The following is a 12,859-nucleotide window of genomic DNA, read 5'->3' as shown; positions in this document are numbered from 1 at the left end:
CGGCGCCATCGACAGCGAGGGGTAGGAGTCTGTTCCGTACCCTGGCGGCATGCGCATGCGCCCCACTTTGAACTGGACCCCCACCGAGGACCTGCCGCCCGGCACCACGGATCTGGAGCCGGTCGCCGGTGTACTGAGCACCGGTGGTGTGCTGGTGCTCAGCGGGGCGGGCATCTCCACGGAGTCGGGCATCCCCGACTACCGGGGCCAGGGCGGGAGCCTGAGCCGGCACACCCCGATGACCTACCAGGACTTCACCGCCAGTGCCCAGGCCCGGCGCCGGTACTGGGCGCGCAGCCACCTCGGCTGGCGCACCTTCGGTCGCGCCCGACCCAACGCCGGACACCGCGCCGTGGCCGCGTTCGCGCGGCACGGCCTGCTCTCGGGCGTGATCACCCAGAACGTCGACGGCCTGCACCAGGCCGCCGGCAATGAGGACGTCGTGGAACTCCACGGAAGCCTGGATCGGGTGGTCTGCCTCTCCTGCGGCGCATTCAGCCCACGCCGCGAACTCGCCCGGCGTCTGGAGGAGGCCAATGCGGGCTTCGAGCCGGTGGCCACCGGAATCAACCCGGATGGCGACGCCGACCTCACCGACGAACAGGTCGGGGACTTCCGCGTGGCGCCCTGCACCGCCTGCGGCGGCATCCTCAAACCGGACGTGGTCTTCTTCGGCGAAACCGTTCCGCCGCCGCGGGTCGAGCACTGCCGCGAACTGGTCCGTGAAGCGGCCTCGCTGCTGGTCCTCGGCTCCTCGTTGACAGTGATGTCCGGGCTCCGGTTCGTCCGCCAGGCGGCCCAGGCCGGGAAGCCGGTGCTGATCGTCAACCGGGACCCGACCCGGGGCGACCTGCATGCCCTCACCCGGGTCGCACTCCCCCTGGGAACAGCCCTCACCACCGTGGCCGGCCGACTGGGTATCCCTGTCGACGACGAGGTGACGGCCCGGGAGAGGCAGTGACGGTGACGGGGCGTCACCGGAGCGCATCGCGCCAGCTCTTGGACGTCATCCGCTTTCCGAACGTGATGGAAGGCGTGCGCTGCCAGCAGCCGGCCGTGGCCGTGGGACTGGGGCTGACGGCGGCCCCTGACGAAGGGTGGGCACCTTACGTGCGGCCGGGAGTGTTGACCGCGCTCGCGATGCCGGCCACCTGAAAGCGGCTGGGCGGTGGCCGGCCAGGCGGCCGCTCATCGGTGCATGGTCATCGGCAGGTCATCGATATCGCCTACCTGGTACGGCAGTCGGAGATCGCTGTGTGACTGCTCGTCAAGCGACGAGTGCCGCCCGTCTGCGGCCAGTTGGTGCCACCGGGCGCGTCTCGGGGCCGACGTCACCAGCCGGACCATGGCCCTACGTGAATTCCCACTGCCACGTTCGGCCGATGCTAGCGTGCCTGCTCATCCCAGTGATCGGAGCTCATTGATGGACGAGTTCAAGTTCGAGCAGGACCTGGTACGCGCGTTGCTACGGGATCAGCATCCGGATCTCGCAGGCCTCGAGCTCCGAGACGTCGACGGAGGCTGGGACAACCAGCAGTGGCGTCTCGGGGAGGAGTTGGCCGTGCGTTTACCGCGTACCGAGCGCGCACCGGCCCTGCTGCACACTGAGCAGACGTGGCTGCCGGTGTTGGCGAAGCTCCTGCCGCTGCCGACGCCCACTCCGGTGCGTATCGGCAAGCCTTCGAGCCTGTTCGAGCACACCTGGACGATCGCGCGCTGGGTCGAGGGTGAGCCGGCTGATCACGCGCCGATCACTAGCAACGATGCGGCCGAAATCCTCGCGGAATTCCTTGGCGTGCTGCATCACGAGGCGCCCGCCGACGCCCCGGCCAACCCTTCGCGCGGCATCCCTCTCGCCGGATTGCAGGTGGAGTGCGAGGGCTGGGCCGAGGTCATCGCCGACTACGCGACCGCTGACGCTGCACGGGAAGTCTGGGAGAAGGCCCTCGCAGCGCCCCCCTGGCAGGGCGCTCCACTCTGGCTGCATGGTGACTTGCATCCGGCGAACGTGGTCGTCCGGGAGGGAATGCTCGCTGGGGTGATCGACTTCGGCGAAATGTGCGCAGGCGATCCCGCGACCGATCTTTCAGCCGCCTGGATCCTTTTGCCTGCCGGCGCGGCGAGTCGGTTCTTCGACGCCTACGAGCACGCCGACGAAGCCACCATCACCCGGGCCCGCGGCTGGGCTGTCCTGCGCGCCCTGGGCCTGATCGGGATCGGGCGAAACGGCAGGCTCGGTCTGCCCGGGGGCAAACCGACCTGGGAGCCGGCAGGCTACGCCACGCTCGCACGGGTCCTGGCGGCGAACTGACCGCGTGGCCGCGCGTCGGGGACGACGCGTGGTCCGGCTGATGACCGTGCGACGCACTCGCACCACCTGTCATGGTGTTGACAGTGCAGAAGGAACGACGCTGTCCTGGTCGCACGTGATCCAACGAGGACCGCACCGCCGTGCTCGAGGATGGTGTACAGGACATCGCTCAAGGTGCAGCCACGGCCTCGGCCCCGGCCAGCGGGGGCAGATGCCGGATGGTGCGGCTCAACGTGGCACCCAAAGCCACCACCGTCATGACGGACGCGATCGACAGCAGGGCGGCCGTCACACCCCAGCGGTCCAGGATCAGTCCCGAGGCGAGCGGCCCGACCGGGGTCACCGCGCTGCCGATGAGGGCGAGGCTGCTGATCACTCGGCCCTGCAAGTGGTCGGGCGTGATGGTCATCTGGTACGTGTACAAGATCGCGTTGGCGGCCGGGGCCAGAAAGAACGCCACGGCCAGGAGCGGCCCGATGGCCCAGACGGTGGGACGGACGGCCATCGCGGGAATGGCCGCGGCTGCCATCCAGAACATCGCCAGGACGACCGACGCCGGGTTGCACCGCTGCAGCCGGGGGGCGGCCAACGCGCCCAGCAGGCCTCCGGCGCCGGAGATCGCCATCATCAGGCCGACATCGGCCGATGTGGCGCCGCTCTGCCGGGCGGCGACGATCGCGGTGAGGGTCAGCGCGGAGAACACGAGGCTGAAGCCCGCGGCCGTCACGAGCAGGACGCGCAGGAACCGCTGCCGCCAAGTCCACCGCAGGCCCTCGGCGATGTCGCGCAGGAGCGTGCGCGACCGGTCCGCGGCCGGAGCTACGGGCGTCGGGTCTTTGATCGCGAGGACTGCGGCGAAGGACAGCAGATAGGCCAGGAACTCCCCGGCAAGAGGGACCGTTCTCCCCAGGTTGAACAGCAGGCCACCCAGCGGAGGGCCGACGATCGAACCTCCGTACTGGCGGGCTTCATAATGCGCGAGTGCCTGAGGCAGGTGCTCAGGGGGAACCACGCGCCGTAGCATCGCCGTCTCCGCCGGGTGGAAGAACACGCCGCAGGCGCTGCCGATCACAGCCGCAGCCAGCAGCATCTGCCAGTCCAGCAACCCGACCAGCGAACCGGTGACGGTGGCGGCGAGAAGAGCGGCTCGCACGAGATCGCAGCTGAGCATCGTGCGCCGCCGATCCCATCGGTCGACGAGGGCGCCCGCCGGCAGGCGCAGCGCGATGCCGACAGCCATCGCGGCAGAGCCGATCAGCCCGGCGTGGACGGCTGAACCGGTCAGTTCCAGCGCCAGCAGGGGGTAGGCGACGGAGGCGACCTGGCCGCCCAGCGTCGAGGCCAAGGAGGCGCTCCACAGCAGGACGAAGTCTCGGTTGCGGCGCAGTGGCTCACTCACGATCGTGATTATGTACATTTTTTAAAGATTGTACAACCGTGGGGCGTGCGAACTGTGTCGGCCGTAGCTGGGGCTTCCAGGGCGAGTTGGACGCGGCGCTTAAGGGCACCGCGCTCTCGGCCTTGTGCTCGTAGCGCCGGTGCAGGCTGCGGCAGCCATCCCTCCGTCCATGTCTGCTCTGCGGCCCGCCGCCCTTGGCGGTCGGACGGCGACCTAGACCTTCGCGTCCTGCTTCCACTCCTGGGCGAGGAGACCGAGCGCCACCTCGTCCAGGAACTCGCCCATCACCCAGGCCGAGGAGGCGCAGCACGCCCTCGCGGACGAAGCCGTGGCGCTCGGCGGAGCGCAGCATCGCGGCGTTGTCCGACAGCGTCTCGATCTGCAGCCGCTGCAGGCCCCGCACGACGAAGCCGTAGTGGCACAGCACCGCGACCACGTCGGTGCCGTAGCCCTTGCCGCGGGAGGTCGGCAGCAGTCCCAGCCCGATGTGCGCGGATCGGTTGTGGTTGTCGATGTCCCACAGCACCGCGGTGCCGACCAGGGTGCCGCCCTCCAGCTCCACCACGGAGAACTGGACTCGCCCTGCTCCTTGTCGTCCACCACGAGCCGCGGATCCTTCGAGCCGGGCGTGATCGGCCGCCACGGCCCGCCTTCGGCCCGCGAGGAGTTGACCACGTCGTCGTAGAGCTCGGCCCGCAGGATCGTAGTGTCGTCCTCGTGCCGGGCCCTGAGCGGCATTTCCTGAGTGCGGCCTACCGGTAGCTCGTCAACTTCGGCGGCCGGTGGATCGGGCCGGTGATCTGGGTCAGAGGTCGGCCCGTGCCCTGGTTGGCCTGGGCGATGATCTCCGCGGTGATGGAGACGGCCGTCTCCTCGGGCGTGCGGGCTCCGAGGTCGAGGCCGATCGGGGAACGCAACCGGGCCAACCGGTCCTCCGTGACGCCCTCCTCACACAGGAGCCGCAGGCGCTGGTCGTGGGTGCGCCGGGAGCCCATGGCCCCCACGTAGCCGACGGGCAGTTCGAGTGCCAGGCGCAGCAGGGGGATGTCGAACTTGGCGTCGTGCGTGAGGACACATACGGCGGTGCGCTCGTCCACGCTCGTGCGCTCCAGGTAGCGGTGGGGCCAGTCGACCACCACCTCGTCCGCATGCGGGAAGCGTGCGGTCGTGGCGAAGACGGGGCGGGCGTCGCAGACGGTGACGTGGTAGCCGAGGAAGCGGCCGGCCCGGCTGAGGGCGGCGGCGAAGTCGACGGCGCCGAAGACCAGCAGGCGCGGCCGGGACTCATGTACATGGACGAGGAGGGACAGCCGTTCGGGGCATCCGTCTCCCTCCCCGCCGATGTCGACGCGGGCGGTGCGGCCGGCCCGCAGCAGGGCCCTGGCCTGGTCGGCCACCGCCCGGTTCGCCGGACCGCCGTCCACGCGTCCGTAGGCGGCATGGTCACCGCCGAGCACGCTCAGCGTGGAGCCGAGGAGGCGCTCCGGGCCGTCCACGACCTGTGCCACGGCGACCGGTCGTCCATGAGCGATCTCGGAGAGGGCCGTGGACAGGTGCGGCCGGGCTGCGGGGTCGATGCGTTGGACGAAGACGTCGAGTTCGCCGCCGCAGGTCAGACCGACGGCGAAGGCGTCGTCGTCGGAGTAGCCGTACCAGGCCCGCTGCGGAGCACCCCTGTCACGGAGCACCTGTCGGCACAGCTCGTAGACCGCTCCCTCGACGCAGCCGCCGGAGATGCTGCCGACAGCGTTGCCGTCCTCGTCCACCGCGACCGACGTACCGACCGGCAGAGGGGCGCTGCCGTGTACGCCGACGACGGTGGCCAGGGCGAAGGGGCGTTCCTGGCGGCACCAGTGGTGCAGTGTGTCCGCGATGTTCAGCATGGCAGTTCTCCACGGCAGGACCAGGATCGGAAGGTGAGCGGGCCGCCGCCACGACGCCGGGGAAACGTCGTGCGGCGGCGGCCCTGGAAGGTCCGGCAGCGGGACGGGGGGAGGCTGCCGGACGAGGGGTGCGCACTCCGCGGAGCCGGAGCCCGAGCCGGAACCGGAGTCCGAGCCCGAGCCGGAACCGCAACCGCAACCGCAACCGCAACCGGAGGCTGAGACGGAGCCGGCCCCGGCCAGTCCGAGGTGCCTGGGGTCAGATCAACGTCTCTGCCGTGATGGGCAGTTCGCGGATGCGGCGGCCGGTGGCGTTGAACACCGCGTTGGCGATGGCGGGCGCCACACCGATCATCACGAGCTCGCCGAGGCCCTTGACGCCGAGCGGGTCGGCCTCGCGGTCCTCGCCGTCCAGGTAGATCGCCTTGAGGTCGAGGATGTCGGCGTTGACGGGCACGAGGTAGTCGGCGAGGTTGGCGTTGACGATCCGGCCGTCGCGGTGGTCGGTGACCGTGTGCTCCAGCAGGGCCGTGCCGATGCCGCCGACCATGCCGCCCAGGGCCTGGCTGTCGGCGAGCTTGGGGCTGATGATGCGGCCGGCGTCGTACACACCGAGTACGCGCCGCACCCGCACCAGTCCGAGCGTCGCGTCCACGGCCACCTCGGCGAACGTCGCGTTGTAGCCGTAGAAGGAGTGCCGCTCGGGCCCCGACGGCGGGGCGAAGGAGCCGCCCGCTTCGAGGTGGCTGCGGTCGTTGCGGGCCAGCAGTCGCTCGTACGTCTCACCGCGGGCCGGGCTCCCCTTCACATGCAGCCGCCCGTTGCGCACCACGACGTCGTCGGCCGGCACACCGTGCAGCGGTGACTCGCGGTCGCCGACAGCCAGTTCGACGGCCTGACGGCGGACCTGGTTGCAGGCGTCCAGCACGGCGGAGCCGACGCTGGCCATGGTCATGGAGCCGCCGTGCGGCGGGGTCGGCGGATAGAGGGAGTCGCCGAGGCGGAAGGTGACCGTACGCATGGTCAGTCCGAGGGCGTCGGCGGCGACCTGGGTCTGGGAGGTGTAGGTGCCCGGCCCCATGTCGGTGGCGGCGGCCTCGACCACGGCGGTGCCGTCGGAGTCGAGGCGGGCCCGGGCCTGGGCCGGCATGCGTGCGGTGTCGTAGACGCCGGCGGCCATGCCCCTGCCGATCAGCCAGTCCCCCTCGCGCGTCGCGCGGGGCTCGGGATTGCGGCGGTGCCAGCCGAACTCGCGCGCGCCGACGGTGTAGCACTCGCGCAGCCGACGGGTGGAGAACGGCAGCCCGGACGACTCGTCCTCCGCCGGCTCGTTGCGCCGGCGCAGCTCTATCGGGTCGACGCCGAGTTCGTGGGCGAGTTCGTCCATGGCCGACTCGATGACGAAGGAGGCCGTCTGGAAGCCGGGGCCTCGCATGTACAGCGGCGTAGGCAGATCCAACGGCACCGTCCGGTACCGCTGTCTCACGTCGGGCATGCTGTAGAGCATCTGCCCGGCCGCCAGAACGGCCTCGGTGAACTTCTCGTACGACGACGTCTCGGCGTCCAACTCGTGAATCGCGGCGGTGAGCCGGCCACGTCGGTCACTGCCCAGCCGCAGGCGGTACTCGTACGAGGGCCTGAAGCCCGTACCGAGGTACATCTGCTTGCGGCTGAGAACCAGCTTGACCGGACGCTGCGTCTCACGCGCGGCCAGCGCGGCGACGATCACGTGCGGCCAACAGCGCAGCGCGGTGCCGAAACCGCCCCCGACGAACGGCGAGATGACACGCACCGCGTCGGTCTCCAGGCCGAACACCGCCGCGAGTTCGGTCTGCGTGCCCACGACCCACTGGGTCTTGTCCCACACGGTGAGCTTGTCGCCGACCCAGCGGGCGATGGTGGCGTGCGGCTCCATCGGGTTGTGATGGTTGCGCGCCGTGCGGTACGTCAGGTCCAGCCGCACTGCCGCCGTGTGCAGGGCTGTGTCGGCGTCACCGCGCGCGTAACGGGTCGGCTCGTCCGGTTCGGCCTTGGTGAGGTCGGTCGAGGGTTGTTCGGCGTCGTAACGGACCTTGATGAGGCTCGCGCCGTGCTGGGCGGCCTCCAGGGTGGTGGCCACCACGACGGCGACCGGCTGGCCGTGGAAGAGGACCTTGTCGTCCTGGAAGACGCGGAGTCGTCGGCCCTCGGGGTTGTTCGACCCGCTGTTGTCGCGGTACGGCAGCTTCGGCGCGTTGCGGTGGTGGATCACCTTCAGCACGCCCTGCTGGGTTTCGGCCGCGCGGGTGTCGATGCCGGTGATGCGGCCGCGGCCGATGCCGGCGTCGACGATCACGGCGTGCACGGCTCCGTCGACCTCGTGCTCGGCGGCGTACAGCGCCTTGCCGGTGACCTTCAGCCGGCCGTCCACCCGGGACAGCGGGGCACCCACGGCTGCCTGCGGCTGGGGGCTCACTTCGTACCTCCTACGATGCGCAGCTGGCGTTCGACGGTCCGCTTGAGCAGCTCGGTCTTGAAGCGGTTGTGCTGGAGAGGCCGGGCCCCGTCCGCGGCACGTTCGGCGGCGTCGGCCCACAGGGCCTCGGACGGGCGTTCCCCGAGAAGGTGCTGCTCGACCGCGGGCAGCTTCCACGGCACCGTGCCCACCCCACCGGCGGCCACCCTCGCCTCGCGGATCAACCCCCCGCGTACGTGCAGCGCGACGGCCGCCGACGTCAGGGCGAACTCGTACGACTGTCGGTCACGCACCTTCAGATAGCCGGACCTGAGCGGCCGCGGCAGGGCGGGAACCTCCACGGCTGTGATCAACTCACCCCGCTGTAGGGCCTGTTCACGATCCGGGGTGCTGCCCGGTCGCAGCAGGAAGTCCGCGAAGGCGACTTGACGTTCCCCGTCAGGTCCCAGCAGGCGCACCTGTGCCTCCAGGGCGGCGAAGGCCACGGCGACGTCGGAGGGGTGGGTGGCCACGCAGTGGCCGGATGTGCCGAGGATGGCGTGTGAGCGGTTGAAGCCTTGCAGCGCGGCGCAACCCGATCCGGGCTCGCGTTTGTTGCAGGCGGCTGTCACATCCCGGAAGTACGTGCACCGGGTGCGCTGCATGATGTTCCCGCCGATGGTCGCCATGTTCCGCAACTGAGCCGAGGCACTCAACTCCAGCGCCTGGGAGATGACGGGATACAGGGTGCGCACCTTGGCGTGGGCGGCGGCCTCGGACATGGTCACCAGGGCGCCGATACGCAGTCCGCCGCGCTCGGTGACGGTGATCTCGCTCAACGGCAGGCCGGTGATGTCGACGAGAGTCTCGGGGCGTTCGACGGTCTCGCGCATCAGGTCGACCAGCGTGGTGCCCCCGGCGATGTAACGGCCGCCGCGGTGACCGGCGTTGAGGGCTTCGCGGGTGTCGGAGACGCGGGTGTAGGAGAAGGGATGCATGGTGGCCGCTCCTTACTTCCGTGCCGCGGTCTGTTCCACCGCGCGCACGATCTTGACGTAACAGCCGCAGCGGCAGATGTTGCCGCTCATCCACTCCCGGATCTCCTCCGGCGAACCCGTGTGACCTTCCTGGACGCAGCCGACACCGGAGACGATCTGGCCGGGGGTGCAGTAGCCGCACTGGAAGGCGTCCTGGTCGATGAACGCCTGCTGGAGCGGGTGGAGTTGGTCGCCGTCGGCCAGCCCTTCGATCGTGGTGACCTCGGCTCCCTCCAGCCGCACGGCGAGTGTCAGGCAGGCGTTGTGCCGCTGCCCGTCGACGAGCACCGTGCACGCGCCGCACGCCCCGGCGTTGCAGCCCTTCTTCGAACCCGTGAGACCCAAGTGCTCGCGCAGCAGGTCCAGCAGCGAGGTGCGGTTGTCAACCGTCACGGTCCGGCGGGTGCCGTTGACCGTCAGGGAGACATGGCTGGACGGCGGCGTCTCAGCGGCCGTCGCCTCCTCCGGGCCGACGAGGGATGTCCCTCCGATCACGCCCCCCGCGACAACCGCGCCACCGATTGCCGTACTGGTGGCGATGAATGTGCGCCGAGTGGGCGCCGGGGAGGACTCGCTGGATCCGGTGGGGGGTGGAACGGCAGACGCAGGGAGTTCAGTGGACATAGGTACGCCTTCGTATCGCGGACGGGTCGGCCGTACTCGACAGCGGGACGGGAGACTGGATCGTCGTCACCGCGGGGAACCGGGCAACCGCACGCCTTGGCTGCGGCGGCTGGTCACCTGGGGAGTCTTGCACCACCGGCCACGCTCGTGGCAGGGAGACTTTCCTCCCCCTTTGAGCTCCATCAGGAGCGATCAGCCGACACCATCGGGGGTACTTGGGCGCGGGCGGAGGCAGGACAGAGCCGCGTCACCCCCGGTGGTGGGTGCGCCCGCGTCGCTCACCACTTCGTTGTGCGTGGCGCACCGATCGTCCGCTTCGAGCAGGTCGTTGACGCCCGAGGGACTCGCCGACCGCACCCTGCTCGCGGTCAGCCTCCGCTACCTCCTCCGGGAAGCCCGACGTCCTGAGTGAGCCCGGTCGCGTGATCGAGCGGCCAGAGCTACTGGTTGCGGGTGCGGGGGCCGTTGTACTGCTGGTCGGTGACCGGCTCGGCCCAGGCGGTCTCTGGGGTGTCGTCACCTGTGCCCTCCCACATGGCGATGTGCTCCATGAACCGGTCGGGGGTGGCGCCGTGCCAGTGTTCCTCGTTCGGCGGGCAGGTGACGGTCTCGCCGGGCCGGGCCTCGAAGACGGTGCCGTCCCGGGTGCCGATCACGGCGATGCCGGAAACGATGTGCAGGGTCTGGCCCAGGGCGTGGGAGTGCCAGTTGGTGCGGGCGCCGGGTGAGAAGCGGACCAGGTTGGCGCGCATCCGGGACGGCTCCTGGCCGGCCACGATGACGTCGAACCACACGTCGCCGGTGAACCAGTCCGCCGGGGCCTTGCTGCTGGGCTGCTGCTTGGTGAATTCCATGGCGTCTCTCAGGTCTCCTTCGTGCGTGGGCTGTCCTTAGCGAGCGACGTAGCCGCCGTCCACGGGGAGGGCCACCCCGATGACGAAACCCGCACCGGGGCTGCACAGCCACAGGACGGCTTGTGCGATCTCCTCGGCGGTTCCGAGGCGGTTGATGGGCTGGTTCGCCTCGGCCTCCGCCCGGTCGAGTTCCCCCTTGGCGATCATGTCGCTGACCATGGGCGTGTCGATGGTGCCGGGGCAGACGGCGTTGATGCGTACGCCCCGCGGGGCGTATTCGAGGGCGGCGCTGGTGGTCAGGCCGATGACTCCGTGCTTGGAGGCATGGTACGAGGCGCGGCCCGGGAGACCGACGAGGCCCCCGAGGGAGGAGCAGTTGACGATGGCTCCGCTGCCCTGGGCCCGCATGTGCCGCAGCTCGTGCTTCATGCAGGCCCAGATGCCGCGGAGGTTGATGGCGTTGACGCGGTCGAACCTCTCGGCGGGTTCCTCGGCTGCGTCGCTGGGCGGGATCTGGATGCCGGCGTTGTTGTAGGCCATGTCGAGGCGGCCGAAGGTCTCGACGGTGCGGTCGACCGCGGCGGCGACCTGGTCCTCGTCGCTGACGTCGCAGGTGAGGGCGAGGACTCGGTGGCCGGCGTCGGTGAGTTCCTTCGCGGCTGCGTTGACGGCCGCTTCGTCGATGTCGGTCAGGGCGACGGCGGCCCCGGACGCGGCGAACGCGCGGGCGGTCGCCAGGCCCATACCGGCACCGGCCCCGGTGACGAAGGCGACCTGGCCGTTGAAGTCGTACGTAGGGTTCACGTCGTGTTGTCCCTTCGAGTGCAGAAGTGTGGCGGCGCGACGGGAACTGAGGCTGTGTGACGAGCCGCGTCGCGTCGCCGTTGCGTGGGAGCGCTGCTCCGGGCCACGATCCGTCCCGTGCGCGAAGAGCCGTGGACGGCGAGGGCCATCAGGGGAAGCAGCGTGAGCGCGGCGATGACGGTGCCGACCAAGGGCGGGCCGGTCAGACCGAGGGAGGAGTCCAGGGCCGTACCGGCGATCGCCGATCCGGCGGCGATGCCCGTGTTGAAGGCGGAGGTGGTCAGCGCCGAGGTGAGGGTCGGGGCATCACCCGCGAAGCGCATGGCGAGGGCGGTGACGACCGGGTTGACCGTGAAGCCGGTCAGCCCCATGAGGAAGACGAGCAGGGTGGCTGTCGCCGGGTTACCGGACAGCGGGATCAGCAGGAGCAGGACCAGGGCAGTGGCCGCGGCGGCCGTGATCGTGGTGACCATCGGACGTCGGTCGCCCAGGCGCCCTCCGATGGCGGTGCCGCCCAGGGCGCCGACGCCGAAGGCGATCAGGGCGAGCGGTACGGCGCCTGCGGGGATGCCGGCGCGGTCGGTCAGCAGCGGCGAGACATAGGTGTACGTCGCCAGGACCCCACCCATGATCAGCATCGCGGCGCCGAGCGCCAGCCACAACCGGCCCTGCCGCAGAGCCCGGACCTCGGCCCGTACGGACACCTCGACGCGCTGCCCCTGGGCGGGGATGAAGCGGCCGATGAACAGGGCGGCAAGCCCGGACAGGACGGCCAGGGCCCAGAAGGGACCGCGCCAGCCGGTGAACTGGCCGGCGAAGGAACCGATCGGTACGCCGACGACGTTGGCCAGGGTCAGGCCCCCGATCATGACGCCCGTGGCACGGGTGGCCTGGTGCGGCCCGGCGGCGGCGGTGGCGACGACGAAACCGACGGACCAGAACGCTCCGGTGGCCAGGGCCGTGACGACGCGGGCGAGGAGGACGACCGTGAAGGACGTGCTGAGGGCGGCGACGAGATGCCCGAGGCAGAACACGGACAGGGCCAGGATCAGCGTCTGACGCTGCGGAAGGCGCAGAGTCGCCATGGCCATGGTCGGCGCGCCGACGATCATGCCGATGGCGAAGGCGGTGATCAGCAGGCCGGCGTGGGAGACGCTGACTCCGAGGTCACCGGCCAGCTCCGGCAACAGGCCGGCGACGACGAACTCGGTGGTCCCCATCAGGAACGTGCCGGCGGCGAGCACCCAGACGACGAAGGGGAGCTTGCCGGTGGTGGTCCCGGACGCGGAGGGCATACGTGTGGTCTCTCCTCGAGTGGAAATCGGCGGATCATGGTGGGGGCCGAGGCCGTCGCGGCGGACAGCGGACGGCGCGGCCACGTCGTTCACGGTTACCCGGACCGAACCGGGCAGAAGGGGGAGGCCCTCCACCCTTCTCGTGGGGGCGTCCGCGTGGGGGCGTCCGCGTGGGGGCGTCCGTGAGGGTGAACGGTGGGGGCGAGCGGTAGGTCGGG

Annotated in this window: 10 protein-coding genes and 1 pseudogene; 2 read left to right on the top strand and 9 right to left on the bottom strand. The window is 70.4% G+C overall.

Features of this window, described 5'->3' with window-relative positions:
* The first annotated feature begins 49 nt into the window (after nucleotides 1-49).
* Entirely contained in the window at nucleotides 50-961 is a 912-nt protein-coding gene (locus tag ACFWWR_RS14685) for an NAD-dependent protein deacetylase (protein ID WP_384303477.1), read from the top strand.
* Nucleotides 962-1,423: 462 nt separating this feature from the next.
* On the top strand, nucleotides 1,424-2,311 hold the full coding sequence (locus ACFWWR_RS14680) for an aminoglycoside phosphotransferase family protein (protein ID WP_384303475.1): 888 nt from the start codon (nucleotides 1,424-1,426) through the stop codon (nucleotides 2,309-2,311).
* A 169-nt stretch (nucleotides 2,312-2,480) separates the two neighbouring features.
* Here the strand turns inward: ACFWWR_RS14680 and ACFWWR_RS14675 are convergent, their stop codons facing one another.
* The 9 genes and pseudogenes from ACFWWR_RS14675 to ACFWWR_RS14635 all read right to left on the bottom strand — a co-directional run bounded on the left by ACFWWR_RS14675 (nucleotide 2,481) and on the right by ACFWWR_RS14635 (nucleotide 12,641).
* Complete coding sequence (locus ACFWWR_RS14675; protein ID WP_384303473.1) at nucleotides 2,481-3,710, bottom strand: MFS transporter; 1,230 nt, start codon at nucleotides 3,708-3,710, stop codon at nucleotides 2,481-2,483.
* Between the two features lie 213 nt (nucleotides 3,711-3,923).
* Nucleotides 3,924-4,448: pseudogene (locus ACFWWR_RS14670) on the bottom strand (GNAT family N-acetyltransferase).
* A 14-nt stretch (nucleotides 4,449-4,462) separates the two neighbouring features.
* Entirely contained in the window at nucleotides 4,463-5,593 is a 1,131-nt protein-coding gene (locus ACFWWR_RS14665; protein WP_384303471.1) for an XdhC family protein, read from the bottom strand.
* Between the two features lie 259 nt (nucleotides 5,594-5,852).
* A complete protein-coding gene (locus tag ACFWWR_RS14660; protein ID WP_384303469.1) occupies nucleotides 5,853-8,048 on the bottom strand; it encodes a xanthine dehydrogenase family protein molybdopterin-binding subunit in 2,196 nt (731 codons plus the stop codon).
* Nucleotides 8,045-9,025, bottom strand: coding sequence for an FAD binding domain-containing protein (locus ACFWWR_RS14655; RefSeq protein WP_384303467.1), 981 nt, complete (start codon nucleotides 9,023-9,025; stop codon nucleotides 8,045-8,047). The genes ACFWWR_RS14660 and ACFWWR_RS14655 overlap by 4 nt, the downstream gene beginning before the upstream one ends.
* Before the next feature lie 12 nt (nucleotides 9,026-9,037).
* Entirely contained in the window at nucleotides 9,038-9,688 is a 651-nt protein-coding gene (locus ACFWWR_RS14650) for a 2Fe-2S iron-sulfur cluster-binding protein (protein WP_383871079.1), read from the bottom strand.
* Between the two features lie 440 nt (nucleotides 9,689-10,128).
* Nucleotides 10,129-10,542: a cupin domain-containing protein gene (locus ACFWWR_RS14645; RefSeq protein WP_383871082.1), complete on the bottom strand. Its 414-nt coding sequence runs from the start codon at nucleotides 10,540-10,542 to the stop codon at nucleotides 10,129-10,131.
* Between the two features lie 36 nt (nucleotides 10,543-10,578).
* Nucleotides 10,579-11,346 carry a glucose 1-dehydrogenase gene (locus ACFWWR_RS14640; RefSeq protein ID WP_384303465.1) on the bottom strand — a complete coding sequence of 256 codons (768 nt, stop codon included), beginning with the start codon at nucleotides 11,344-11,346 and terminating at the stop codon, nucleotides 10,579-10,581.
* A complete protein-coding gene (locus ACFWWR_RS14635) occupies nucleotides 11,343-12,641 on the bottom strand; it encodes an MFS transporter (protein ID WP_384303463.1) in 1,299 nt (432 codons plus the stop codon). Before ACFWWR_RS14635 ends, ACFWWR_RS14640 begins: the two co-directional genes overlap by 4 nt.
* Nucleotides 12,642-12,859: the final 218 nt, after the last annotated feature.

The sequence above is a fragment of the Streptomyces sp. NPDC058678 genome (assembly GCF_042714835.1).
Taxonomy (GTDB): domain Bacteria; phylum Actinomycetota; class Actinomycetes; order Streptomycetales; family Streptomycetaceae; genus Streptomyces.
Note: the sequence above shows the minus strand (reverse complement) of the source record. Positions and strands in the feature narration are given on the sequence as shown.

What these genes read in the sequence shown, in the direction of transcription:
- ACFWWR_RS14685 (WP_384303477.1), top strand. Translation starts at nt 50, where the DNA reads ATGCGCATGCGCCCCACTTTGAACTGGACCCCCACCGAGGACCTGCCG.
- ACFWWR_RS14680 (WP_384303475.1), top strand. Translation starts at nt 1,424, where the DNA reads ATGGACGAGTTCAAGTTCGAGCAGGACCTGGTACGCGCGTTGCTACGG.
- ACFWWR_RS14665 (WP_384303471.1), bottom strand. Translation starts at nt 5,593, where the DNA reads ATGCTGAACATCGCGGACACACTGCACCACTGGTGCCGCCAGGAACGC.
- ACFWWR_RS14655 (WP_384303467.1), bottom strand. Translation starts at nt 9,025, where the DNA reads ATGCATCCCTTCTCCTACACCCGCGTCTCCGACACCCGCGAAGCCCTC.
- ACFWWR_RS14650 (WP_383871079.1), bottom strand. Translation starts at nt 9,688, where the DNA reads ATGTCCACTGAACTCCCTGCGTCTGCCGTTCCACCCCCCACCGGATCC.
- ACFWWR_RS14645 (WP_383871082.1), bottom strand. Translation starts at nt 10,542, where the DNA reads ATGGAATTCACCAAGCAGCAGCCCAGCAGCAAGGCCCCGGCGGACTGG.
- ACFWWR_RS14635 (WP_384303463.1), bottom strand. Translation starts at nt 12,641, where the DNA reads ATGCCCTCCGCGTCCGGGACCACCACCGGCAAGCTCCCCTTCGTCGTC.